A 25,746-nucleotide genomic window follows, 5' to 3' on the forward strand; every position below is an offset into this window, starting at 1 on the left:
TACGCGACCGGTACACAGCCACAACCGTCACTTCTTGCTGTCCAGAACCGCCTTCATCACATCGCGCGCGATGGGTCCGGCCAGGCCGCCACCGCTGATGTCGTCGCGGGTCGCGTCGGAGTCTTCGACGATAACCGCTACGGCGACCGGAGAGCCGCTGTCGGTCTTCGCGTATGAGATGAACCACGCGTAGGGCCGGGCCTTGTTCTTCTCGCCGTGCTGCGCGGTACCCGTCTTGCCACCGACCGTGACGCCGTCGATGGCCGCCTTGCCGCCGGTGCCGTTCTTGACGACGTTCTCCATCATCTGCTGGACCAGCTGCGCGGTCTTGCCGGACATCGGCCGGCTCATCTCCTCGGGCTCGTGGCGCTCGAGGATGTCCAGGTCGGGGCCGGTGACGTGGTCGACCATGTACGGCTTCATCAGCTTGCCGTCATTGGCGATCGCCGCGGTGACCATGGCCATCTGGAGGGGGGTGGTGGCGGTGTTGAACTGGCCGATGGAGGAAAGCGCGTTGCCCGGGCGGTCCATCTGCGTGTCGTAGACCGACTTGGCGGCGCGGACGGGGGTGTCGATCTCCCCGTTGTTGAAGCCGAACTTCTCCGCCATCTTCACCATCTCGTCACGCCCGACCTCGTCACCGAGCTTGGCGAAGACCGAGTTGCAGGAGACCTCCATGGCCCGGTTGAGGGTGGCGTTCTCGCACCCCTGGGCGTGGTTCTTCATCGGCGTGCGCGTGTGGGGGAGGATGTACGGCTCCGGCGTGTCCGTCGGCGCGTTGATGTCGGTGACCTTGCCGGTCTCCAGGGCCGCGGCGGCGGTCAGCACCTTGAAGGTGGAGCCGGGAGGGTAGACCTCGCGCAGCGCGCGGTTCTGCTTCGGCTTGTCCTTGTCCTTCTCCAGCGCGACCCAGGCCTTCTCGTCCTTCGCGCTGTAGCCGGCGAAGGTGGAGGGGTCGTACGACGGCGTCGAGGCGAGCGCCAGGATCTTGCCGGTGGACGGCTCGATGGCGGCGACGGCGCCCTTCTTCTTGCCGAGGCCCTCGAAGGCGGCCTTCTGGGCGGCGCCGCTGAGGGTGGTGATCACGTCGCCGCCCCTCTTCTTGTCGCCCGTGAACATCGACATGGTGCGGTCGAAGAAGAGCCGGTCGTCGTTGCCGGTGAGGATGCCGTCCTCGAGCTTCTCGATCTGGTTGGCGTCGTACGCCTGCGACGCGTAGCCGGTGACCGGCGCCCACATGGGGCCGTCGATGTAGGTGCGCTTGTACTTGTAGAAGGGGTCCTTCGAGTCGACGGAGCCGGTGATCGGCTTGCCGTCGACGATGATGTTGCCGCGCGGGTTGGCGTACCGCTCGATCGTGACGCGCTTGTTGCGCTGGTGCGCGGACAGCTCTCCGGCGCGGACGTACTGGATCCAGTTGTCCCGGATGAGCAGGGCGAGCACCAGAAGTCCGCAGAAGATCGCGATATGGCGCAGGGGCTTGTTCACGGTCGGACCACCTGGGTCATCTCGGCGTCGGGGTTCGGGGCGGGGGCCGGGGCCGGGCGGCGCGCGGTGTCGCTGATCCGCAGCAGGATGGCGATCAGGGCCCAGTTCGCGATCACGGACGAGCCGCCGTACGCGAGGAACGGCATGGTCATACCGGTCAGCGGGACGAGGCCCATGACACCGCCGGCCACGACGAAGATCTGGAGGGCGAAGGCGCCGGACAGGCCGGTCGCGAGCAGCTTGCCGAACGGGTCGCGGGCGGCCAGCGCGGTGCGGATGCCGCGCTCGACGATCAGCGCGTACATGAGCAGGAACGCCATGACGCCCGCGAGGCCGAGTTCCTCGCCGACGGTGGCGAAGATGAAGTCGGAGTTGGCGGCGAAGCCGATGAGGTCGGAGTTGCCCTGGCCGAGCCCGGCGCCGAGGGTGCCGCCGGAGCCGAAGGACATCAGCACCTGGGACATCTGGTCGCAGGCGGCGGCCATGTTGGACCCCTCGGGCGCCGTCTTCAGGCACTCGAAAGGGTCGAGCCAGGCGGCTACACGGGACTTGACGTGGGTGGCGGTCGAGCCCACGACGACCGCGCCGCCCACGGCCATCAGCAGACCCATGATGATCCAGCTGGTCCGCTCGGTCGCCACGTACAGCATGATCACGAACATGCCGAAGAACAGCAGCGACGTACCGAGGTCGTTCTCGAAGACCAGGATGAGCAGGCTGACGGCCCAGATGGTGAGGATCGGGCCGAGGTCGCGGCCGCGCGGCAGGTACAGCCCCATGAAGCGGCGGCTGGCCAGCGCGAGCGCGTCGCGCTTCACCATCAGGTAGCCGGAGAAGAAGATCGCGATCACGATCTTCGCGAACTCACCGGGCTGGATGGAGAACGGGCCGACCCTGATCCAGATCTTGGCGCCGAAGACGTCGGCACCGAGACCGGGCACGAGCGGCAGCAGCAGCAGGATGATCGCCGCCACCATGGAGATGTACGTGTAGCGCTGCAGGACGCGGTGGTCCTTCAGGAACATCAGCACCAGCAGGAACAGCGCGACGCCGATCGCCGAGTACATCAGCTGCTTGGGCGCGTCCGGGGTGAAGGTGTCGTACCGCGCGATGAGGCGCGGCGACTGGTCCAGCCGCCAGATCAGCACCAGCCCCAGGCCGTTGAGCAGCGTCGCCAGCGGCAGCAGGATCGGGTCCGAGTACTTCGCGAACTTCCGCACCAGCAGGTGCGCGATACCCGCGAGCAGCGCCAGCCCGACGCCGTACCCGAGCATGCCCGCCGGGACCTTGCCGTCCAGGGCGAGGCCCACGTTGAGGTACGCGAACACCGGGATGGCGACGGCGAAGCCGAGCAGCGCCAGTTCGGTGTTGCGGCGGCTCGGCAGGTCGATCGCGCCGATGGTGGTCGTGTTGGTGACAACGCTCATGGTGGTGAAAGGCCCCCCTACGGGTCCTTACTGCTTGCCGCAGTTCGAGGCCAGCTTCTGCTCCTCCTCCGAGAGGCTGGGGCCCGGGGAAGGAGTGGCAGTGGCTGCGGTGGGCTTGGTGGTGGTGGGGACGCCGGTCGTGCCGCCGGCCTGGCCCTCACCGGGCGGAGCGGCGTTCGAGCGGTCCGCCGCCTCCCGGCGCTGCTCCAGCTTCTTGCAGGCGGAGGCCTGGGCGGCGAGCTCCGCGACCTTCGCCTGCGCCTTGGCGAGGCTGCCGCCGGTGATGGTCTCCTCGACCTGCTTGCGCCGGTACTCGGGGAGGTACTTGAGTTCGATCTCGGGGTGGTCCTTCTCGACCTCCGAGAGCGAGATCCACGCCAGGTCCTGGCTGATGCCGCGGTAGAGCGCGACGTGCTCGTCGTTGGCGCCGACGTAGTACTGCGTCTGCGTCCAGCGGTAGCCGCCGTACAGGCCGCCGCCGACCACGGCCAGCGCCAGCACGATGAAGAAGGAGCGCTTCAGCCAGGCGCGGCTCTTGCGGGGCTTGGTGAAGTCGTCGTCGCCGTACGCGCCGAAGGAGCCCTCGGGCGGCATGCCGGAGCCGTAGCCGAGGTCGCCGCCGCTGCCGGGCGGGCCGAAGCCCCCCTGCGGCGCCTGCGGGGCCGGGCGGCCGAGGCCGGAGGCGCGGCCCGCCGGGGTCTCCATGGCGCCGCCGTCGTTCAGCTGGGGCTGGTTCTCGGCGACCGCGCCGACGATGACCGGGGTGTCGCTGAGCTGACCGGCGAGGGTGTCGCCGCCGTCGACGTCGAGGACGTCCGCGACGATCACGGTGATGTTGTCCGGGCCGCCGCCGCGCAGCGCGAGCTGGATCAGGTCCTGGACGGTCTCCTGGGGGCCCTGGTAGCTGGCGAGGGTCTCCTCCATCGTCTGGTGGGAGACGACGCCGGACAGGCCGTCGGAGCAGATCAGATACCGGTCCCCGGCCCGCACCTCGCGGATCGACAGGTCCGGCTCGACGTGGTCGCCACTGCCCAGGGCGCGCATCAGCAGCGAGCGCTGCGGGTGGGTGGTGGCCTCCTCCTCGGTGATGCGGCCCTCGTCGACCAGCCGCTGCACCCAGGTGTGGTCCTGCGTGATCTGCGTCAGCACGCCGTCGCGCAGCAGGTACGCGCGCGAGTCGCCGACGTGGACCAGGCCGAGGCGCTGGCCCGTCCACAGCAGCGCGGTCAGGGTGGTGCCCATGCCCTCGAGCTGCGGGTCCTCCTCGACCATCATCCGCAGCTGCTCGTTGGCGCGCTGCACGGCCGTGCCGAGCGAGGTGAGGATGTCCGAGCCGGGCACGTCGTCGTCGAGGGTGACGATCGTGGAGATCACCTCGGAGGAGGCGACCTCGCCGGCGGCCTGGCCCCCCATGCCGTCGGCGATCGCGAGCAGGCGGGGACCGGCGTAACCCGAGTCCTCGTTGCCCTCGCGGATCATGCCCTTGTGCGATCCGGCGGCGAAGCGCAGTGAAAGGCTCATGCGCACCTGCCCTGTCGACTCTGCCTCGGGGTACAGCCGGTCTCGAGCCACACTGCCCACCCTCCGGTCGGGAGCCGGTGCCGGTCGCCTGTGGGCGCCACCGCTGCGGCTCGCTCGCTCCGCTCGCTCATTGTCGTACTACTTCCGCAGCTCGATGACGGTCTTGCCGATGCGGATCGGCGCGCCCAGCGGAATGGGGGTCGGGGTGGTGAGTCGGGTCCGGTCGAGATACGTGCCGTTGGTGGACCCGAGATCCTCGACGATCCACTGGCCGTCACGGTCCGGGTAGATCCTGGCATGCCTGCTGGAGGCGTAGTCGTCGTCCAGCACGATCGTGGAGTCGTGCGCCCGGCCCAGCGTGATGGTCTGGCCCTGGAGCGCGACCGTGGTGCCGGTCAGGCTGCCCTCGGACACGACCAGCTTGGTCGGCGCGCCACGGCGCTGGCGGCCGGCCTGCTGGCGCTGGGGCGGCGGGGCGGAACCCTGCCGTGCCGTCTGCTGCGGACGCGCGCCGTCACGGCGCGAACCGCGCTGCGTGACACGCGTACCGAACAGGTCGCTGCGGATGACCTGAACGGCCACGATGACGAACAGCCACAGTACGGCGAGGAAACCCAACCGCATGACCGTGAGGGTCAGCTCTGACATTGCCCCCGCTTCACCCTTCGGCTTGCCGGTAAACGATGGTGGTGCTGCCCACGACGATCCGCGAGCCGTCGCGGAGCGTAGCGCGGGTGGTGTGCTGCCCGTCCACCACGATGCCGTTGGTGGACCCGAGATCCTGGATCGTCGAGGGCGTTCCGGTCCGGATCTCGCAGTGGCGGCGCGATACGCCGGGGTCGTCGATCCGCACGTCGGCGTCGGTGCTGCGGCCCAGCACGAGCGTCGGGCGGGAGATCTGGTGGCGCGTGCCGTTGATCTCGATCCAGCGGCGCACCTGGGCGCCGGGCATGGGGCCCGGACCGGCCGGCGGGCGGCCGGCGGCGGGCGGACGGTTCATGCCGGGCGGCGGGGCCGCGGGCATGGGAGGAGCGCCGGCCGGCGGGTATCCGTAACCGCCGGGGCGACCGCTCGGTGCGGGTCCGGCCGGTGCGGCCGGGCCTGCGGGGCCCGCGAGGCCTGCCGGGCCCGCGGGAGCCTGCGACTGTGACGTACTCGACGCGAGGGTGCGGCTGCGCACCCGGTACAGCCCGGTGTCGAGGTCGTCCGCCTTCTCCAGGTGGACCTTGATCGGCCCCATGAAGGTGTACCGCTGCTGCTTGGCGTAGTCGCGGACCAGGCCGGACAGCTCGTCGCCGAGCTGGCCCGAGTACGGGCTGAGGCGCTCGTAGTCCGGCGTGCTCAGCTCGACGATGAAGTCGTTGGGGACGACGGTCCGCTCGCGGTTCCAGATCGTCGCGTTGTTGTCGCACTCCCGCTGGAGGGCGCCCGCGATCTCGACGGGCTGGACCTCGGACTTGAAGACCTTGGCGAAGGTGCCGTTGACCAGGCCTTCGAGTCGCTGCTCGAATCGCTTCAGGACTCCCATGGGGCACCTCCTCCGTCGTTGCCGTCCTGGTACTGCTTACTGATCGTATCCACGCGTCGGGAAATCGGCTGGTTCCCCTTCTCTGGCCTGTGGATGAGTGTCACCTCTCACACGGATCGTAGAGGGGGCCTCATGACAGTGTCCCGCACCCCGGGCGCACCGTGGAGGAGTGGGTACGGCGGGGTCCGGTTCGCCGTGTTCCCGTCGTCTTCTCCGTTCCTCCCTCCCTGTCTCTGTTCGCGGGCCAGGGCCCCGAAACAACGGATGTGAATCCACCCCCGACGACGTGCTAATCTTCTGATGTCGCCAGGCGCTCCGGCCGAAAAAACCGGGGCCCACAGCGGCAACACCCAATGCGCGGGTGGCGGAATAGGCAGACGCGCTGGATTCAGGTTCCAGTGCCCGCAAGGGCGTGGGGGTTCAACTCCCCCCTCGCGCACCAGCAGAGACGGGTCTCTGTCAGGACGAAGGTTCTGACAGGGGCCCGTCTCTCGTTTATGCGTGGATAGCGCGACGACACCCGACCCCCTCGGGAGAGGGCCGGGTGTCGCCGCCGGCTCAGTGCTCGGAGGCGGCGGTGCGCTGGTAGATGTCCGGGATGCCGTCGTGGTCCTCGTCGCGCTCCTCCTCCTCGTACAGGCGGCGGTAGATGCCGTTGCGGCGCCTGATGAGGAGGGCGGCCAGGCCGGCGGCGGCGAGGGAGCCGATCAGGACCGCGGCCTTGACGCGCTCCGCCATGGCCGGGTCGGGGAAGGCCAGTTCGCCGATCAGCAGCGCCACGGTGAAGCCGATCCCCGCGAGTACGGCGAGGGCGAAGACGTCCGCCCAGGCCAGTTCCGGGTTGAGCTGGGCGCGGGTGAAGCGGGCGGCCAGGTAGGTGCCGACGAAGATGCCGAGCGTCTTGCCGACGACCAGGCCCAGGACCACGCCCAGGGACTCCGGCCGCGTGAAGACCTCGGCCAGGGCCGCGCCCGAGATGCCGACGCCGGCGGCGAAGAGCGCGAACAGGGGCACCACGACCCCCGCCGAGAACGGGTGGACCCGGTGGGAAGTGCGCTCGGCCGGGGAGGCGGTCTCGCCCTCGTCGCGGGTGGTGCGCAGGATCAGGCCCATGGCGACGCCCGCGACGGTGGCGTGGACGCCGCTGTTGTACATCAGCGCCCAGGTGACGACGCCGAGGGGGACGTACCACCACCAGCCGCGGACGCGGAAACGCTGGAGCGCGTAGAAGAGGACCAGGCAGGCGACGGCCCCGCCGAGCGCGGCGAAGTTCAGGTCGCCGGTGAAGAAGATCGCGATGATGAGGATGGCGCCCAGGTCGTCGACGACGGCGAGGGTGAGCAGGAAGGCGCGCAGCGCGGACGGCAGGTGGCTGCTGAGGACCGCGAGGACGGCGAGGGCGAAGGCGATGTCGGTGGCCATGGGCACGGCCCAGCCGTCCAGGCTGCCCCCGCCCGCCGAGGCGGTGACGGCGTAGAGCGCGGCGGGCACGACCATGCCGCAGAGGGCGGCGATGACCGGCAGGGCGGCCGTGGCCGGGGTGCGCAGTTCGCCGACGACCAGCTCGCGCTTCAGCTCGATGCCGGCGACGAGGAAGAAGAGGGTGAGCAGGCCGTCGGAGGCCCAGTGCTCGACCGACAGGTCCAGGCCGAGGGCGGGTATGCCGAAGTGGGCGTCGCGTATCTGTTCGTAGGCGCCGCTCCACGGGGTGTTCGCCCACACCAGCGCGATGACGGCGGCCGCGAGGAGGACGAGCCCGCCGACGGTCTCCGTCCGCAGGGCCTGGACCACGGCGTTGCGCTCGGGCAGGGGCAGGAGCCCCAGGAAGGGGGAACGCTCGCGGGGTGCGGCAGCCATCGGGAAGTACCTCCAGGGGGATCGGCTTGAGGGCATACGAGCCCCTGGGACGCCGACCAGACTTCCCGGCACACCGCGCGTCCTTGGCAGCCGCTCGGAAGGCGGACGTTGACGCGTTCCTCACACCTAACCACGGCGGCTGCGATCCCGCCACCCCCTGTCTGACCTGCGGAAATGGTCACCTGGAGGCATGGCGAGCGGCCCGTACACACCAAGGCGCGAGGTGTGTACAGGCCGCTCGGGAGTCGGGCCGCGGGGGCGGTCAGACGGTGGTCTTCACCGACTCCCGGTCCTCGTCGGACTCGTCGTCCTCGGTGATCTCACCGGCGTCGCGGGCGCGGACGAACTCCAGGAAGGAGGCGAGCTCGCGCTTGACGACCGGGGCGAGGAGGTACAGGCCGATGATGTTGATGACCGCGAGCATGAACAGCACCGCGTCGGCCATGTCGATGAGGGTCTGCAGCGTCAGCAGCGAACCGGCGACCGCGAACAGGGTGTAGACGACCTTGTACGACAGCACGCTGGTCCGGCTGCGGCCGAAGAGGTACGTCCACGCCTTCTCGCCGTAGTAGCCCCAGGTCAGCACCGTCGAGATGGCGAAGAGCAGCACCGCGATGGTGAGGATGTACGGGAACCAGGGCATCACCGTGCCGAAGGCGTCCGAGGTGATAGTGACGCCGCCGATCGACTCGCCCTTGCGGGCCTCGGCGTAGCTGGCCGGGTTGGCGATGACGATGGTCAGCGCGGTCATCGTGCAGATGACGACCGTGTCGATGAACGGCTCCAGCAGGGCGACCAGGCCCTCGCTGGCGGGGTGCTTGGTCTTGACCGCGGAGTGGGCGATCGGCGCGGAGCCGAGACCGGCCTCGTTGGAGAACGCGGCCCGCTTGAATCCGATGATCAGCGCGCCGAGCACACCGCCGGCCACGCCCTGCGGGTTGAAGGCGCCCTCGACGATCGTGGCGATGGCGGCCGGGACGGCCGTGACGTGCACCAGGATGACGACCAGGCAGGCGGCGATGTAGATGCCGGCCATGGCGGGGACGAGCTTGCTGGTGACGTTGGCGATGGACCGGATGCCGCCCAGCAGCACGATGCCGACGAGCGCGGCCACGAGGATGCCGAAGAACAGCGCGCCGGCGGAGGAGCCCATCAGGCCGTCGTCGCCGCCGGTGACCGAGACCAGCTGCGCGTAGGACTGGTTGACCTGGAAGAGGTTGCCGCCGAAGAGGCCGAAGAACAGGACGAAGAAGGAGGCGAGGACCGCGAGGACCTTGCCCAGGGTCTTGCCGTTCTTGCCGAAGCGGTCGGCCAGGCCCTTGGGGAGGTAGTGCATCGGGCCGCCGGAGACGGTGCCGTCGGCGTGCACCTCGCGGTACTTCACGCCGAGCGTGACCTCGACGAACTTGGTGGCCATGCCCAGCAGGCCGCACAGGATCATCCAGAAGGTGGCACCGGGGCCGCCGATGGAGACGGCGACGGCCACACCGGCGATGTTGCCGAGGCCGACGGTCCCGGAGACGGCGGCGGTCAGGGCCTGGAAGTGGTTGACCTCGCCGGCCGACCCCTTCTCGTCGTACTTTCCGCGCACCACGTCGATGGCGAGCTTGAACTTGCGGACCTGGACGAGGCCGAACCAGGCGGTGAAGACCAGTCCGGCGACGACGAGCCAGACGACGATGAGCGGTACCTGCGTACCGCCGACCGGCTGGGAGTAGAAGACGACGTCCACAAGCCAGCTGGCTATGGGCTCGAAGAGTCCGCTGACGGCTTCGTCGACGGACGTGGTGAAGGAGTCGAGTGACACGGTGGCTACCTCGATGGCGCAGTACCGGCGCAGGGGAGGCTGCGTCGGGAAGATGTGCGGTCTTTGAGCGAACGCCGTTGTCCGATCGGCGACCCTGGGCGCATGGTCCGTGGACGCGGAACGTGATCACCCTGGTCGTGCAGTCGGCGCGTGTGCCGACGTGTCCGCGGCGGCGAGGGGTGGTGCGACCTGCGGAGTTGCGCAGTTCTACCACGACCTTTACGGATTCTTTAGTGATGCAAATCACATGACCGTCAGTAATCTTCGAAAATGCCAGCGAACGAAATAAGACCGTTATGCGGTCAGCTTGATCCGTTCATCGGACAGCTATCTGGTGGGGTCGCCGCGGCGGGCGGCATCCTGGGCGGGTGCCTTCACTCTCCGCGCAGCGCGCGCCCGCCGGCCCGTCCGGACACATGGTCGTCTGTGGTGACGACGCGCTCGCCCACCGCTTGGCGGCGGAGCTGCGGGAGGTCTACCGGGAGCGCGTCGTTCTCGTCGGCCCGGCCGGCGGGCCGGCGGCCGGGCCGCGGCTGACCGTTCCGGGGCAGGGACGGGCGTCGGCACTCCTCGGGCGGGTCTCCGCGGTCATGACGGGAGCGCCGCCCGCGACGGGAGGGCTCCCGGAGGTGGTGGAGGCCGACGAGCCCACGGAGGCGGTGCTGGCGTCGGCGGGTGTGGCGGGCGCGGCGGCTCTGGCGCTCGTATACGACGACGACGAGACCAACATCCGTGCCGCCCTGGCGGCGCGCCGCCTCAACCCGGGTCTGCGCCTGGTGATCCGGCTCTACAACCGCAAGCTGGGCCAGCACCTGGAGCAGCTGCTCGACCAGGCCGCCCTCGTGGCCCTGCCGGACCTGAGCCCCGGTGAGGTCGACGCGTCCACCACCGTGCTCTCCGACGCGGACACGGCGGCGCCGGCCCTGGCCGCGACCGCCGTCGCCGGCACGAGCAAGATCGTCCACGCCGACGGGCTGCTGTTGCGGGCCGTGGAGCGCACCCCGCCCGGCCGTGGCGACGTCGCCGATCCGGGGCTGTGCACTCTCGCCCTGCTCTCCGCCACCACCAACGATCCCGCCGGCGAGGAGGGATCGGACAGCAGCGGGACGGCCGGCCCCCGGCTGCTGCCCGACCCGAGCACCGTCACCGCCGCGACCGGACGCGGCACGGTCGTCCTGGAGGCGGTGACCCACACCGGCCCGGTGCTGCCGGCCGGGCGTCTGGCCGGCCGCGGCATTCCGGTCTCCGAGCTCTTCTCCCGCCGCCTTCGCTGGGCCGTCGCCGTCACGTGCCTGGCCGTGATCGGCCTGGCCGTCGCGTCCTGGCTGACCACGGGGGATCACCCGCTGCACGCCGCCTACGTCACGCTGCTGGACCTGTTCTCCATCAACGACCCCGCCGTCGGCGAGTCCACCGCCCGGCAGGTGCTCCAGCTGCTGTCGGGGCTGGTGGGCCTGGCGCTGCTGCCCCTCCTCGTCGCGGGCGCGCTGGAGGCGCTGGGCGCGTTCCGCAGCGCGTCCGCCCTGCGCCGTCCGCCGCGCGGGCTCTCCGGCCACGTCGTCCTGCTCGGGCTCGGCAAGATCGGCACCCGCGTGCTCGCCCGGCTGCGGGACCTCGGCATCCCGGTCGTGTGCGTCGAGGAGGATCCGGAGGCGCGCGGGGTCGCGCTGGCCCGCCGGCTGCGCGTACCGACCGTGATCGGTGACGTCACACAGGAGGGCGTCCTGGAGGCGGCCAAGATCCAGCGCGCGCACGCCCTGCTCGCGCTGACCAGCTCCGACACCACCAACCTGGAGGCCGCGCTCTACGCCCGTACGGTCAAGGCCGACCTGCGGGTGGCCCTGCGGCTGTACGACGACGACTTCGCCACGGCCGTCTACCGCACCCTGCGCGCCGCGCACCCCGACGCGCTCACCCGGAGCCGCAGCGTCTCGCACCTGGCCGCGCCCGCCTTCGCCGGGGCGATGATGGGCCGCCAGATCCTGGGTGCCATACCGGTCGAGCGCAAGGTGCTCGTCTTCGCCGCGCTCGTCGTCGCGGGCCACCCGCAGCTGGAGGGCCGCACCATCGAGGAAGCCTTCCGGCCCGGTGCCTGGCGCGTGCTCGCCCTCGACACCACCGCGCCCGCCGACCGGCGCCCCGACCTGGCCACCCCGCGCCCCGCCGACGGCGAGCGGCATGCCACCGGCCTCGTGTGGGACCTGCACCCCGGATACGTCCTGCGACCCGAGGACCGCGTCGTTCTGGCCGCCACGCGCCGCGGCCTGGCCGAGCTTCTCGGCCGGCACCCGCAGCCCGGGCCCGTCGGGCGGTGGCCCTCAGAGTGACTGCTCGGGCCAGTCGAGCAGCCGGGCGCCGATGACGGCGGTCTGGAGGGTGTAGCGGCTCACCGGGTCGCCGGGGTCGGCCCCGGTGAGCCGGTGGATGCGTTCCAGTCGGTAGGTCATGGCGCGGACGCTCAGGGAGAGCCGCCGGGCGGCCTCGGCGGCCACACAGCCGGTGTCGAAGTACGCGGTGAGGGTGTCGATGAGTGGCTGCGCTCCGCCGCGGGCCTGCTGCAGGGGGCCGAGGACCGTGCGTACGAGGTCGGCCATGGCCTGGCGGTCGCGTGTCAGGACCGGATAGACCAGGAGGTCCGCGGCGTGCAGCACCGGCTCGTCCAGGTCCATGCGCGCCGCGAGGTCCAGGGCGTTGAGCGCCTCCTCGTAGGAGTGGACGACCCCGCCGACGCCGGGGTGTGCCCGGCCGATGGCCACCTGGCCGCCGTCGGTGGCGGCGTAGGCCTGCTTGGCGAAGTAGGAGAGGACGTCGTCCTGGTCGGCCGGGGCGATGCAGATGAGGCGGCCGTTCTTGGTCGTCAGCAGGATGCGGCGGTCGCCGAAGCGGGCGGCGAGGGACGACTCGATGCCGCGCGTGACCGCGTAGCCGTCCTCGTACGGCTCAGCGCCCTGTGCCACGGCGACCGCGTGGGCGTGGGACAGCAACAGCCCGAACCGCTCGGCCCGTTCGGCCAGGCGCCCGGCGTCGCTGCGGCCGTGGAGCAGGTCGTCGACGAACTCGCGCCGGGCCGCCTCCTGCTGGCGGATGGCGAGCCGCTGGGCGCGTTCGTGCCCCTCGGCGAAGGCGTCCACGGCCTGCTCCACCGCCGCGAGCAGGTGGTCGGCGGCTGCCGCGCTCAGGCAGGTCCGTACGTCCTGGGCGGCGGACAGGTGGGCGCGCACCAGGAGTCGCAGCCCGATGCCGGCTTCCGCGGCGCGCTCGCCCTGGGCGCGCAGCGCCTCCACTTCGTCCCGGCTCAGGCGGCGGCCGGTGGCGCAGGCACCGGTGAGGATCCGGGCATAGCCCTCCAGGTACTCCCCGACCGTGTCCCGTTCCGTCATCGCCCCTCCCGTGTCCGGACGCGTCGATGACGACGTCCCGAATTCCCGAATTCCCGACGTCCCGACGTGCGGACGTCAAGGGTGGCACGCGTACGCCGAGGGGCGGCCACCGGCATCAAGGAGCAGTAAAGATTGCCGGGTGACGGCAATGCGCACACGCGTGCCGTGCTGTCACGATGAGTCCGCCGGGGGTAGAGACGTGAGTTCGATGCCGGATCCCGGAAATCAGCACGCCGTGCGGTGACACCAAGGGGGAAGAGTCATGGCCGAGTTCCTGCACGCCCTCGCCACCTTCCCCGCCGTGCTGTTCACCGCGGCCCTCGTGGTCGTCGTCGGCTTCTGGCTGCTGGTCCTGCTCGGTGCGGCCGACCACGACGGCTTCGACGCGGACGTGGACGCCGACGCCCTGAACCTGGGCGGGGTGCCCGTCGCGGTCTCCGCCTCCCTGCTGATCTCCTTCGCGTGGTTCTTCACCGTCACCGGGTCCGTGCTCCTCGCCCGTACGGGATGGTCCGACGCCCTGGTCCACCTGCTGAATGCCGCCCTGCTGTTCGCCTCCCTCTTCGCCTCCTGGCGACTGACCCGGGGGCTCGTACGCCCGCTGGCCAAGCTCTTCCCCGACGAACCCGGGCCGTCCCGCCACGACTTCGTCGGACTGACCTGCACCATTCGCACCGGGCGGGTGGACGCGGGCTTCGGTCAGGCGGAGGTCGCGGCCAGGGACGGGTCCACCGCGGTCGTACAGGTCCGTCAGAACGACGGCGCCCGGCTGGCGCTCGGCAGCACCGGGCTGCTGTACGCGTACGACGACGCCGGCGAGTTCTTCTGGGTCGCGCCCTTCGACGCGGCACTGGACCCGCGCGGCTGACCGCGCCGTCCCTCCCTCCCCCTCCCCTCCCACGTCAGATCCCACCCTTCGAACCGGGGATTGCTCATGGATGCCATCACTTGGGGCATCGGCGTGCTCGTCGCCGTTGTCCTGCTCATCGCCCTCGCCATGCTGTTCGTGATCAGCCGGCTGTTCCGCAAGGTGGAGCAGGGCAAGGCGCTGATCGTGTCGAAGATGCGGAAGGTCGACGTCACCTTCACCGGGCAGGTCGTCCTGCCGGTGCTGCACAAGGCCGAGGTGATGGACATCTCGGTGAAGACCATCGAGATCTCCCGTACCGGGCGGGACGGCCTGATCTGCCGGGACAACATCCGCGCCGACATCCGCATCTCGTTCTTCGTCCGCGTCAACAAGACCGTCGAGGACGTCGTCAAGGTCGCCCAGGCCATCGGCACCGCCCGCGCCAGCGACCAGGCGACCCTGCAGGAGCTGTTCAACGCCAAGTTCTCCGAGGCGCTGAAGACCGTCGGCAAGCAGCTCGACTTCACCGACCTCTACACCATGCGCGACGAGTTCCGGGACCGGATCATCCAGGTCATCGGCACCGATCTGAACGGCTACAGCCTGGAGGACGCGGCGATCGACTACCTGGAGCAGACCCCGCTCGCGCAGCTGGACGCCTCCAACATCCTCGACGCCCAGGGCATCCGGAAGATCACCGAGCTGACGGCCGTGGAGCACGTGCGCACCAACGAGTTCCGGCGCACGGAGGAGAAGGAGATCACCCGGCAGAACGTCGACGCCCGCGAGGCGATCCTGGAGCTGGAGCGCCGCCAGGCCGACGCCGAGATCAAGCAGAAGCGCGAGATCGAGACCGTACGGGCCCGGGAGGAGGCCGAGACGGCCCGGGTGGCCGAGGAGGAGCGGCTGCGGGCGCAGAGCGCCTTCCTGAAGACCGAGGAACAGCTCGGCATCCAGCGCGAGAACCAGGCCCGCGAGGTCGCCGTCGCGCAGAAGAACCGCGAGCGGGTCATCGCCATCGAGAACGAGCGCATCGAGAAGGACCGCCTGCTGGAGGTCATCGCCCGCGAGCGGGAGACCGAACTGACCCGCATCTCCGCGGAGAAGGAGGTCGAGACCGAGCGCCGCGAGATCGCCGAGGTGATCCGCGAGCGGGTCGCCGTGGACCGTACGGTCGCCGAGCAGGAGGAGTCCATCAAGCGGCTGCGCGCCGTCGAGGAGGCCGAGCGACAGCGGCAGGCCGTCGTCATCGCCGCCGAGGCGGAGGCGCAGGAGCGGCTGGTGAAGGACATCAAGGCCGCCGAGGCCGCCGAGCAGGCCGCGGTCCACCGCGCGGCCGAGGAGCTCACGCTGGCCGAGGCCCGCCACAAGGCCGCCGACCTGGACGCCCGCGCCAAGGTCCGCCTCGCCGAGGGCATCCAGGCCGAGTCGGCGGCCGAGGGCCTGGCCGCCGTCCAGGTCCGGGAGAAGGAGGCGGACGCCATCGAGAAGGCGGGCCGCGCCGAGGCCGAGGCGATGGCCGCCCGGATGAGGGCGGAGGCCGCGGGCCTGACCGAGAAGGCGGCCGCCATGGCCGCGCTGGACGAGGCGTCCCGTACGCACGAGGAGTACCGGCTGCGCCTGGAGGCGGAGAAGGACATCCGGCTCGCGGGGCTGGAGGTGCACCGGCAGGTCGCCGAGGCGCAGGCCGCCGTGCTCGCCACCGGCCTGGAGAACGCCGACATCAACATCGTCGGAGGGGAGTCGGTGTTCTTCGACCGGATCGTCGGGGCCATGTCCCTCGGCAAGAGCGTCGACGGGTTCATGGACAGCTCGCAGACCGCCCAGGCGCTGGCCGGGCCGTGGCTGGACGGTTCGGCCTCCTTCACCGAGGACCTGACGAAGGTGCTCGGGTCGGTCTCCACCGCCGACGTACAGAACCTGACCGTGTCCGCCCTGCTGATGAAGCTCATGCCGGCGGGGTCCGGCCGGCTCGACGAGCTCATCGGCAAGGCCCGGCAGCTGGGCCTGGCCGACATGCCGGTCGCCGAACTCGCGGGCCTGAACGGCACCGCGAAGAGCTGACGGCCGCCAAGGGACCAAGGGATTCCGGAGCTGCCGCGCGGGGGGCGGCAGCTCCGGAGGAGACGGCCGTCGCGGCCGCGGAACGACGATCACGTGGACGAGGGAGCGGGGCCGATGGAGACGACGGGGATGGACGCCGGCGCGTACGAGGTACTGCGCGACCGGCTCGGTGCCCGGGCCGGCGAGGTGGCACGGCGCGCCGACGCCCTCAACACCGCCCGTATCGAGGCCTTCGGCTCCACCGGGCTCGCCCTCCTCGGCACCGAGCGGATCCGCACCGATCGCACGGTCGTCCCCCGTGACGTCGTCGCCGTCGGCGACGCCCTGCTCGTGGGGTACGAGGCCCCGGCCGCGGACGTGTTCGCCGTCTACGACCGCGACCTGAACCGGCTGCCGGACGACGCGGTGCCCGGCCTGCTCGACGACCCCGCCTTCGTACGCGAACACGCCGCCCTGCACCGCTACTTCCAGGGGGCGCGGCTCCTGCGCCTGCGCACGGTCGACGGCAAGCTGCTGGCGGTCTTCCGGACCGGGGAGCAGGCCGAGGACCTCCGCGTGCTGCGCTGGTCGGTCGCGGCCTCCGGCGAGGTGCGGTTCCTGGACGCCCGGGGCGAGCGCGACCACGTCCTGCCCGCGCCGTACGACTTCCCGTGGGTCGAGACGACCCGGGACGACCACGTCCTGGGCCGGCACCCGCAGGTCTCCGTCGCCGGCGGCGCGGTCTTCGTCTCGACGGTCGGCGGCACGCTGACCGTGAAGACGGAGAACGACACGGAACCGGGCGAGGGCGTCCACAGCGAGCCGGTCGACGAGCCGCTGCAGTCGCTCGCCGACGCCGAGGTGGCGTACGCGGCCGTCGGCGCCCTGGTCCTGATCCGCGTCCGGCCGTACAAGGAGGAGAACCGGCGGTACCTGGTCCACAACACGCTCACGAAGTCCGTCGTCCGGCTGGACGGCATCGGGCAGTCGTGCCGGCGCCTGCCCGACGACCAGGGGATCGTCTTCCCCGGCGGTTACTGCCTCGCCACGGGGACGGTGAAGACCTTCGACGCGGAGCGGACCGAAGGCCTGGAGTTCGAGCGCGCCGTCCGCTCGCCCAACGGCGAGGACGTGCTGTTCGTCTTCCACGACCGGGCCGAGGGCCGCACCCTCCTCCTGCCGTACAACCTCATCCGCAAGGAGGCCGCCACCGCGCTGACCTGCCGCGGCTACGCCCTCTTCGACGACGGCACCCTCGCTCTGCTGCGCCCCGAGTCCGGCGAACCGGCGCGCGTCCACCCGGTGCAGGTGTGGCGCACGCCGTACGTCTCCGACACCCACGCCGTCCCCGTGGCGGACGGTCCGCTCGCCCGGATCGGCAACGCCGACCTCGTACGCGGCATCTCCGACTGCCTCGCCATCGCCCGCCAGGTCCGCGAGACCACCGCCACCACCGCCACCACCGAGCTGTACGAGACGCTGATCGCCGCCTGCGCGCGGGCCGTCGACCGCTTCCACTGGCTGGGCGACGCGGACGCCGGTGACCTGCGCACCCCGCTGGAGGAGCTGAAGGCCACCGCGGAGCAGGTGCTGGCGGAGTTCGCGTCCGTCCGGTCCCTGACCCGGCAGGCGGCCGAGGCGGTCGCGGAGAGCGCCGAGCACCTGCGGCGGCTCGTGCGGCGCGTCCAGGGGGAAGCCCCCGCCGACGCCGGCGAGTGGATCGAGCGCATCTCCGCGCTGCGCCGCGCCCAGGGGCGCCTGGTGACCCTGAAGGAGATGCGGTACGCGGACACGGACGCCATCGACGTGCTCGCCGAGGAGACCGAGCGGCACATCGCGTCCACCGCGCGGCGGGCGGTGGCCTTCCTCCGGCGCGACGACGCCTTCGCGGCCCACCACGCGGAGGTGGAGCGGCTCGCCGCCGAGGCGGGGGCGATCGCCACGACCGCCGCGGCGGACCCGGTCACGGAGAGGCTGGACGAGCAGGTCGCCGGCCTCCAGACCCTCACCGAGGTCGTCGCCGGCCTCGACATCGCCGACGCCACCGTGCGCACCGCGATCCTCGAGCGGATCGCGGAAGTGCTGGCCGGGCTGAACCGCGCCCGCGCGATCCTGGCCGCCCGCCGCCGCGACCTCGTCGAGCAGGAGGGGCGCGCGGAGTTCGCGGCGCGGTTCGCGCTGCTCGCGCAGTCCGTCACCGGAGCGCTGGCGGCGGCCGACACCCCGGAGGCCTGTGACGCGCAGCTGGCCCGGCTGCTCCTCCAACTGGACACCCTGGAGTCGCGGTTCGCCGACCACGACGGCTTCCTCGCCGAGATCGCCGACCAGCGCGCCGAGGTCCACGACGCCTTCGCCGCCCGCCGGCAGACCCTCCAGGACGACCGGGCCCGGCGCGCCGAACGCCTCGCCGAGTCCGCCGCGCGCGTCCTGGAGACGATCGCCCGCCGGGCGGCCGCCCTGGACAGCGCCGAAGCCGTCACCACGTACTTCGCCTCCGACCCGATGGCCGCCAAGGTCCGCCGTACCGCCGACGAGCTGCGCGCGCTCGGGGACCCGGCCCGCGCCGAGGAGCTGGAGGGGCGTCTCAAGGCCGCCCGCCAGGAGGCCGGCCGGGCCCTGCGGGACCGCACCGAGCTGTACGCGGACGGCGGCGACACCCTCCGCCTGGGCGCGCACCGCTTCGCCGTGAACACCCGGCCGCCGGAGCTCACCCTCGTACCCGACGGCGACGACGGGATGGCGTTCGCGCTGACCGGCACCGACTACCGGCGCCCGGTCACGGACCCCGCGTTCGCGGACACCCGCGCCCACTGGCACCAGCTGCTGCCCTCCGAGAACGCCGACGTCTACCGCGCGGAGTACCTGGCGGCGCGGCTGCTGGCCGAGCACGGCGCGGACGCCCTCACCGGCGCGGACCTGTCCGCCGTCACCCGGCGGGCGGCCGAGGCCGCGTACGACGAGGGGTACGAGCGCGGCGTCCACGACCACGACGCGGCGGCGATCCTCTCCGTGGTGCTGCGCCTGCGGGAGCGGGCCGGGCTGCTGCGGTACCCGGCCGCCGACCGCGCCGCCGCCCAGCTGTTCTGGGCGCACGGCACCACCTCCGGGGACCGCGACCTGTGGGCGCGGCAGGCCGCGTCGCTGGTACGGGCGCGGGAGACGTTCCGCACCGCCCCGGCCGCGCTGGACGCGCTGCGCGGCGAACTCGTCGACGCGGGCGCGGGCGCGCTGACCGCTCGCGCGGCGGAATACCTCGTCGAGGAGCTCGCCACCGGCGAGTCCTTCGTCGCCGGGCCGGCGGCGCGCACGCTGCTGGAGAAGTTCCGCCGGTCGGTGGACCCGACTCCGTACGCGCGGGACGTACGCGACCGGCTGGACGCCGGCGACACCGCGGCCGCGCGCCGGCTCGTCGAGGGCTGGCTCGCCTCGTACGCCGCCGCGAGCGGCGAGGAGCCGGACGCCGGCGACCTCGCCGAGGCCGTCGCGATCGAGGTCTGCCCCGCGCTCGTACGGCACGAGGCGGACGCCGCGCTCACGGCCGTGGTCGAGGGCCTGCTCGGGACGCACCCGAGGATCGTGCGGGGCACCCTGGCCCTGCGGCTCGACGAGTTCCTGGCCAGGACGGCCGACTTCACGTCCGGCGTGGTGCCCGGCTTCCGCGCCTACCAGCGGCGGAGGGCGGACCTGGTCGCCGCCGAGCGCCGGCGGCTGCGCCTGGACGCGTACCGGCCCCGCGTCATGTCGTCGTTCGTACGGGGCCGGCTGGTCGACGAGGTGTACCTGCCGCTCGTCGGGGACAACCTGGCCAAGCAGCTCGGCGCCGCCGGGGCCGGCAAGCGGACCGACAGCCACGGTCTGCTGCTGCTCGTCTCCCCGCCCGGCTACGGCAAGACCACCCTCATGGAGTACGTCGCCGATCGCCTCGGCCTGCTCCTGGTGAAGGTCGACGGGCCCGCTCTCGGGCACTCCACCACGTCCCTCGACCCGGCGGAGGCGCCGAACGCCACCGCGCGCCGGGAGGTCGAGAAGATCGACTTCGCGCTGGCGGCCGGGAACAACGTCCTGCTGTACCTCGACGACATCCAGCACACGTCCCCCGAGCTGCTGCAGAAGTTCATTCCGCTGTGCGACGCCACCCGCACCCTGAACGGCCACGACCTGCGCGGCAAGCGCTTCGCCGTCTGCATGGCCGGCAACCCCTACACCGAGTCCGGGGAGCGCTTCCACATCCCCGACATGCTCGCCAACCGCGCCGACGTCCGGAACCTCGGCGACGTCCTGACCGGCAAGGAGGACGCCTTCGCGTTCAGCTTCATCGAGAACGCCCTCACCTCCAACCCCGTGCTCGCTCCCCTCGCCGGGCGCGACCGCGCCGACCTGGAACTGCTCGTACGCCTTGCCGCCGGCGACCCGGCGGCCCACCCGTCACCCGGCCACCACCCCTCAACGAGCCGCTCCGCGGCACCCCCGCTCGTCGCGTCCGGGCTCACGCACCCCTACGCGGCGGCCGAACTCGACCGGATCCTCGCGGTGCTGCGGCACCTGCTCACCGCACGCGACACGGTCCTCGCCGTCAACCGGGCGTACATCGCATCCGCCGCCCAGTCGGACGCCACGCGCACCGAGCCGCCGTTCCGGCTCCAGGGCTCGTACCGCGACATGAACAAGATCGCGGCGCGTGTCTCCCCCGTCATGAACGACGCCGAGCTGGCCGCCGTCGTCGACGACCACTACGCGGGTGAGGCACAGACCCTCACCACCGGGGCCGAGGCCAACCTCCTCAAGCTGGCCGCCCTGCGGGGCACGCTCACCGCGGAAGGGGCGGCGCGCTGGGCGGCCGTCACCGCGGCGTACGTCCGCGCCCAGGCCCTCGGCGGCGGCTCCGGGGACGACGCCCTGGGCCGGGCGGTGGCCGCGCTGGGCCTGCTGGCCGACCGGATCGCCGCCGTCGAGACGGCGATCACCCGGGCCACGGACCCCCGCCACCTGCTGAGCCACCGGGAGCATGGCCGGTAATGTGCGGTCGGCGCCATGGGCGGTGGGAGGGTTTCGGCCACCGCCATTGCGGCAGCAGGGAGCGGCGGCGGGGACCGGCCGCGCCTGCCTGGCGAGACGCCTACTAACCGTGGTCGTGTCATGACTTATCTCACAGCATGTACGGATGTATGGGCTGTGAGCGATAATGAACGCGCCAAGGGCCTGCGGATTCCGGCAACTTCGCGCTGATGACCTCTGAAATGGCGCGGGTCTGCCTCAATGCTTCCGTCGGGCGGGCGGAGTTGAAGAAAAGGGCGACGGCGAAACCGTTCGCATGGGGGGTTACGTAGCTGTGCTGCAGATTACCGGCACGCCGTATGGAATGGCTCGCATTGCTCAGAATTTCGAGGATGAGTGAATGCGCGGCGCGCTCGGCGCCGGCGGGATCCTCGGTGTGGGCGGCGATCCGCTCCACCTTCAATGCGGTCATATGCATGGGTTCATTGTCCCGTGCAACTGTGCGTACCACCCAGTCGTCGATGCGGCAGCAAAGTGACTGGCCGGAAGATGTCATGCGGGGATGGACCGATGAAACTGGCGGCAGGGCAGTCTGATACCGAAATGCCCGGGATGCGCGACACGCACTTGTCGTGCCTGGGCATCGGCCCGCATGCCGGGATGATCTACAAGGCCATGATCCGGAACCACGAGTGGGGGGTCGACGACCTGGTCGGCCAACTCGGCCTGACCGAGGACGAGATCAGGCGCGGGCTGGACGAGCTCGCCGCCTCGGCGCTGATCCGCCCGTCCTGGGAGGACCCCGGGATGTTCAGCGTGGTGAAGCCCAGCGTGGCCATCGGCGCGCTGATATCGGCCCAGCAGCAGGAAATCCTGGAAATGCAGCGCCGGCTGGAGGAGGGCCGGGCCGCGATGGTCGACCTCATGGCCGAGTTCGAGCTCGGGCAGGGGGAATTCCAGGGCGGCGGGGGAATCGAGTGCCTGAGTGGCCTCGATTCCGTGCGACTCTTTCTGGAGGAGATTTCCCAGGAGGCGGCCAGTGAGGTGCTGGCGCTCATTCCGCGGGCTTCGCTGACTCCGGAGAGCATGGAGGCCAGCCGGGCGCTCGACGAGAAAGTAGTCGCGCGCGGCGTGGACGTCCGCACGGTTTATCTGGACAGTGTCCGAAACCATCCGGCGACCCGGCGGTACGCGGCGTGGCTGAATGAGCACGGTGGCGAAGTGCGGACCGCGCCGCTGCTGCCGATGCGGCTCATCCTGGTCGACCAGAAGGTGGCCCTGCTGCCGATGGACCTCCAGGATTCCGGCCGGGGCGCGCTGGTGGTGCGCCAGCCCAGCATCATCTCGGCGCTGCTGGCCCTCTTCGCCAGGATCTGGGACGACGCCCGCCCGCTGGGCACCTCCGAGCAGCCGGACGACCAGGGGCTCAGCCCCCAGGAGCGGGAGCTGCTGCGGCTGCTGGCGTGCGGGATGACGGACGAGGCGGCCGGGAAGCAGCTCGCGATCTCGGTGCGGAGCGTACGCCGCCTGATGTCCGACATCATGGCCCGCCTCGAGGCGCGCAGCCGGTTCGAGGCCGGGGTGCGCGCCGCGGAGCGGGGCTGGCTGTGACCCCTCAGCGGAGGGCGATGCGGGCCACCGAGGGGCGGGCCAGGCTCAGGTAGTCGGCGGTCGCCAGGGCCACCGACATGTCGAGCCGGCCCGTGTTGAAGAAGATCTCCTCGTACGCGGTGAGCTCCTCGTCGACCAGCACCTCCAGTTCGCCGGAGCACAGGGCGAAGGGGGCGATGGAGCCGCTGACGCTCCCCGTGAGCCGCTCGGCGACCTCGCGGGTGGCGAACGACGCCTCCGTGCCGCCGAGCAGGTCCGCGACCGCGGCGCGGTCCACCTTGCGGTGGCCCGGGACCACGGCCAGCACGTACCGGCGCCGGCGCTTGCCGAAGGCCACGCGCAGCACCAGGGTCTTCGCGGCCTGCTCCAGCGGGTGGCCGCGCAGCAGGCTCGACAGCTCGGTCCGCCCCTCCGGCGGGTGCGGGATGAACCGGTGCCGGGCGCCCGCCAGCCGGAACATCACCGTCAGCGTGGCGTGCACGTCCAGCCCGGTCCCGGCGGCCGCCGGAGCTTGTGCGGCTGCTTGTGGGGCCTGCGGGGCGCGTACGGCCAGGGCCTCCAGGGTGGGCGTCATCGGGTGCTCCGGTCCAGGATCGTCGCCGAGGCGGCGCGGGCGAGCGAGAGCGCGTCGCCGAGGCGGGCCGCGTGGCGGCCGCCGGCGCTCGCCAGGGCGCCCTTGCCGCCCGCGCCGCCGCCGATCGCGGCGGCCGCCTCCGTCAGCACCTCCTGGGCCTCGATGCCGCGCTCGCGCAGCCTGCTGCCGACCGCGGCCGCCAGCATCGCCTTGCCCTCGTGCACGGTGCCCAGGACCACGATCCCCGCGCCCGAGGCGAGCCGCAGGGCCACGGTCGAGGCCAGGCGGCGCAGCTCCTGCCCGGTGACGCCCTCCACCCGGGAGGCGACCAGCAGCCCGCCGGGGACGGCCTCGGCCTTCTCCGCGACGCCCGCCGCGATGGCGGTCAGTTCGGCGCTGCGCATCCGCTCCACCTCGCCCTGGGCCAGGGCCAGGAGCTTCAGCCGCTTCTCCAGCGCGGCCACCGCGTCCTCCGGGCGGCTGCCGAGCAGCCCGGTGAGCTCCCGCAGCAGCGTGCGCTCGCGCTGGGCGGACGCCAGGGCCTCGAAGCCCGTCCAGGCCTCGATGCGCCGCAGGTTGGCGCCCACCGAGGCGTCGCCGACCAGCCGTACCGTGCCGACCTGGGCGCCGTGGGCGACATGGGTGCCGCCGCACAGCTCGCGGGAGAAGTCGCCGATGTCCACGATGCGCACCGTGTCCTCGTACTTCTCCCCGAACAGGGCGAGGGCGCCGGCCCGTTCGGCCTCGGCGCGGTCCGCGTGCCAGACCCGCACCTCCGGGTCGGCGAGCACCCGCTCGTTCACGCGGGACTCGATCTCGTCCAACTGGCCCGGGGACAGGGCCGAGAAGTGCACGAAGTCGAAGCGCAGCCGTCCGTCGTCCACCAGCGAGCCGTGCTGGGCGGCGTGCTTGCCGAGGACCTCCCGGACCACCGCGTGCAGGATGTGGGTGGCGGAGTGGGATCGGGCCACCGAGGCGCGGCGGGCCGCGTCCACGGCCGCCTCGGCCGTCTGCCCGGTGCGGATCTCGCCCTCGGCGACCCGCGCCGTGTGGACGTGGAAGCCCGGCAGCCCGTTGCGGGTGTCGGTGATCTCCAGGACCGCGCCGTCCGCCGTGCGCAGCACGCCGGTGTCGCCGACCTGGCCGCCCCGCTCGGCGTAGAACGGCGTGGCGTCCAGGACCAGTTCGACCTGCCGGCCGGCCGACGCGGCGGGCACCGGGCGGCCCTCGTCCAGCAGGGCCAGCACGGTGCCCTCGCCGGTGGTGCGCTCGTAGCCGAGGAACTCGGTGCGGCCGTGCCGGGCCACCAGCTCGCGGTACGCCTCCTGGCGGCGCAGCGCGGCGGCGGTCTTCACCTTGCCGCCGCTCTTGGCGCGCTGCTGCTGGGCGGTGAGCAGGGCGGCGAACCGGTCCTCGTCGACGGTCAGGCCGGCGTCGTGCGCGGCCTCCAGGGTCAGTTCGACCGGGAAGCCGAAGGTGTCGTGCAGCTCGAAGGCGGTCTCGCCGGAGAGCGAGGGGGACTTCTGCTCCTTCGCCCGCCGCACGGCGGCGTCGAGGAGCTTGGCGCCCTGCCGCAGCGTGCGGCCGAAGGACTCCTCCTCGGCGCGGGTGACCTGCTCGATCAGCGAGGCCTGCTCGCCGAGCTCGGGCCAGGCGGAGCCCAGGTTGGCGATGACGCTGCCGGTCACCTCCGGCAGCAGCGGCCCCTCGATGCCCAGCAGCCGACCGTGCCGGACGGCGCGGCGCATCAGGCGGCGCAGCACGTAGCCCCGGCCCTCGTTGCCGGGCAGCACGCCGTCGGCGATGAGGAAGGCCATGGCGCGGGCGTGCTCGGTGACCACCTGGAACGACACCTTGTCGGCGCCGCTGCCCGGGTACTCCCGTCCGGACAGCTCCTGCACCCGGTGCAGGGTCGGGGCGAGGAGGTCGGTGAGGCAGACGTTCTCCACGTCCTGGAGCAGGACGGCGAGCCGCTCCAGGCCCATGCCGGTGTCGATGCCCTTCATCGGCAGCTCGCCGAGGATCGGGTAGTCGGTCTTGCCCTCGCCCTCGCCGCGGCCGTACTGCATGAAGACCAGGTTCCAGATCTCCATGTAGCGCTCGTCGTTGACGGCGGGGCCGCCCTCCGGGCCGAAGGCCGGGCCGCGGTCGTAGTACAGCTCCGAGTTGGGGCCGCAGGGGCCCGGCACGCCCATGGACCAGAAGTTGTCCTCCTTGCCCAGCCGCTGGACGCGGGAGGCGGGGATGCCGACGCGCTCCCAGCAGCGGATCGACTCGTCGTCGTCGAGGTAGACGGTCGCCCACAGCCGCTCGGGGGCCAGTCCGAACCCCTTCGTGACCAGCTCGTACGCGTAGGCGATCGTCTCCTGCTTGAAGTAGTCGCCGAACGAGAAGTTGCCGAGCATCTCGAAGAACGTGCCGTGCCGGGCGGTGCGGCCGACGTTCTCGATGTCCGAGGTCCGGGCGCACTTCTGCACGGAGACGGCGCGCGGGTACGGCGCGGCGGTCTCGCCGAGGTAGTACGGCTTGAACTGGTTCATGCCGGCGTTGGTGAGCAGCAGGGTCGGGTCGTCGGGGACCAGCGGGCTCGACCGGACCGGCTCGTGGCCGCGGTCGGTGAAGAAGTCGAGGAACGTGGAGCGGATCTGCTGGGAGTGCACGGGTT

General features: G+C 71.8%; 16 protein-coding genes and 1 tRNA gene. 6 read left to right on the forward strand and 11 right to left on the reverse strand.

Features of this window, described 5'->3' with window-relative positions:
* Positions 1-27: 27 nt before the first annotated feature.
* From ACIRNI_RS04265 to ACIRNI_RS04285, 5 genes are all read right to left on the reverse strand, one after another.
* Positions 28-1,488, reverse strand: a complete 1,461-nt coding sequence (locus ACIRNI_RS04265) for a peptidoglycan D,D-transpeptidase FtsI family protein (protein WP_403548142.1) — start codon at positions 1,486-1,488, stop codon at positions 28-30.
* The gene (locus tag ACIRNI_RS04270) at positions 1,485-2,915 is read right to left on the reverse strand and encodes an FtsW/RodA/SpoVE family cell cycle protein (RefSeq protein WP_403548144.1); all 1,431 of its coding nucleotides are present in this window, start codon (positions 2,913-2,915) and stop codon (positions 1,485-1,487) included. The genes ACIRNI_RS04265 and ACIRNI_RS04270 overlap by 4 nt, the downstream gene beginning before the upstream one ends.
* A 27-nt stretch (positions 2,916-2,942) precedes the next feature.
* Positions 2,943-4,436, reverse strand: a complete 1,494-nt coding sequence (locus ACIRNI_RS04275) for a Stp1/IreP family PP2C-type Ser/Thr phosphatase (protein ID WP_403548146.1) — start codon at positions 4,434-4,436, stop codon at positions 2,943-2,945.
* A gap of 138 nt (positions 4,437-4,574) precedes the next feature.
* Positions 4,575-5,084, reverse strand: a complete 510-nt coding sequence (locus tag ACIRNI_RS04280; RefSeq protein WP_355352067.1) for an FHA domain-containing protein — start codon at positions 5,082-5,084, stop codon at positions 4,575-4,577.
* Positions 5,085-5,094: 10 nt separating this feature from the next.
* A complete protein-coding gene (locus ACIRNI_RS04285; protein WP_403548148.1) occupies positions 5,095-5,964 on the reverse strand; it encodes an FhaA domain-containing protein in 870 nt (289 codons plus the stop codon).
* Between the two features lie 355 nt (positions 5,965-6,319).
* On the opposite strand from ACIRNI_RS04285, the gene ACIRNI_RS04290 reads away from it, so the two are divergent.
* A tRNA-Leu gene (locus ACIRNI_RS04290) sits at positions 6,320-6,406 on the forward strand.
* Between the two features lie 116 nt (positions 6,407-6,522).
* On the opposite strand, the gene nhaA is transcribed toward ACIRNI_RS04290, so the two are convergent.
* Entirely contained in the window at positions 6,523-7,821 is a 1,299-nt protein-coding gene (gene nhaA / locus ACIRNI_RS04295; protein ID WP_403548150.1) for a Na+/H+ antiporter NhaA, read from the reverse strand.
* 262 nt (positions 7,822-8,083) lie between these two features.
* On the reverse strand, positions 8,084-9,628 hold the full coding sequence (locus tag ACIRNI_RS04300; RefSeq protein ID WP_403548152.1) for an alanine/glycine:cation symporter family protein: 1,545 nt from the start codon (positions 9,626-9,628) through the stop codon (positions 8,084-8,086).
* Between the two features lie 416 nt (positions 9,629-10,044).
* On the opposite strand from ACIRNI_RS04300, the gene ACIRNI_RS04305 reads away from it, so the two are divergent.
* Positions 10,045-11,955: an NAD-binding protein gene (locus ACIRNI_RS04305; RefSeq protein ID WP_403548809.1), complete on the forward strand. Its 1,911-nt coding sequence runs from the start codon at positions 10,045-10,047 to the stop codon at positions 11,953-11,955.
* Here ACIRNI_RS04305 and ACIRNI_RS04310 read toward each other — a convergent pair.
* Positions 11,947-13,008 (reverse strand): PucR family transcriptional regulator, encoded by a 1,062-nt coding sequence (locus ACIRNI_RS04310; protein WP_403548154.1) that lies wholly within the window; start codon positions 13,006-13,008, stop codon positions 11,947-11,949. The genes ACIRNI_RS04305 and ACIRNI_RS04310 overlap by 9 nt on opposite strands.
* A 262-nt stretch (positions 13,009-13,270) precedes the next feature.
* On the opposite strand from ACIRNI_RS04310, the gene ACIRNI_RS04315 reads away from it, so the two are divergent.
* The 3 genes from ACIRNI_RS04315 (at position 13,271) to ACIRNI_RS04325 (ending at position 20,917) form a co-directional block, all read left to right on the forward strand.
* Positions 13,271-13,876, forward strand: coding sequence for a hypothetical protein (locus ACIRNI_RS04315; protein WP_403548156.1), 606 nt, complete (start codon positions 13,271-13,273; stop codon positions 13,874-13,876).
* A gap of 66 nt (positions 13,877-13,942) precedes the next feature.
* Positions 13,943-15,922: an SPFH domain-containing protein gene (locus ACIRNI_RS04320; RefSeq protein ID WP_403548157.1), complete on the forward strand. Its 1,980-nt coding sequence runs from the start codon at positions 13,943-13,945 to the stop codon at positions 15,920-15,922.
* A 114-nt stretch (positions 15,923-16,036) separates the two neighbouring features.
* The gene (locus tag ACIRNI_RS04325) at positions 16,037-20,917 is read left to right on the forward strand and encodes a DNA repair ATPase (RefSeq protein WP_403548158.1); all 4,881 of its coding nucleotides are present in this window, start codon (positions 16,037-16,039) and stop codon (positions 20,915-20,917) included.
* Between the two features lie 130 nt (positions 20,918-21,047).
* On the opposite strand, the gene ACIRNI_RS04330 is transcribed toward ACIRNI_RS04325, so the two are convergent.
* On the reverse strand, positions 21,048-21,374 hold the full coding sequence (locus tag ACIRNI_RS04330) for a hypothetical protein (protein WP_403548160.1): 327 nt from the start codon (positions 21,372-21,374) through the stop codon (positions 21,048-21,050).
* 92 nt (positions 21,375-21,466) lie between these two features.
* Here ACIRNI_RS04330 and ACIRNI_RS04335 point away from each other — a divergent pair, with 92 nt between their 5' ends.
* On the forward strand, positions 21,467-22,507 hold the full coding sequence (locus ACIRNI_RS04335) for a LuxR C-terminal-related transcriptional regulator (RefSeq protein WP_403548162.1): 1,041 nt from the start codon (positions 21,467-21,469) through the stop codon (positions 22,505-22,507).
* A 4-nt stretch (positions 22,508-22,511) separates the two neighbouring features.
* On the opposite strand, the gene ACIRNI_RS04340 is transcribed toward ACIRNI_RS04335, so the two are convergent.
* Together ACIRNI_RS04340 and alaS are read right to left on the reverse strand one after the other, a co-directional pair.
* Entirely contained in the window at positions 22,512-22,967 is a 456-nt protein-coding gene (locus ACIRNI_RS04340) for a YbaK/EbsC family protein (protein ID WP_403548811.1), read from the reverse strand.
* 110 nt (positions 22,968-23,077) lie between these two features.
* Positions 23,078-25,741 carry an alanine--tRNA ligase gene (gene alaS, locus ACIRNI_RS04345; protein ID WP_403548164.1) on the reverse strand — a complete coding sequence of 888 codons (2,664 nt, stop codon included), beginning with the start codon at positions 25,739-25,741 and terminating at the stop codon, positions 23,078-23,080.
* Positions 25,742-25,746: the final 5 nt, after the last annotated feature.

Source organism: Streptomyces sp. NPDC093546 (assembly GCF_044765045.1).
Taxonomy (GTDB): Bacteria; Actinomycetota; Actinomycetes; order Streptomycetales; family Streptomycetaceae; genus Streptomyces.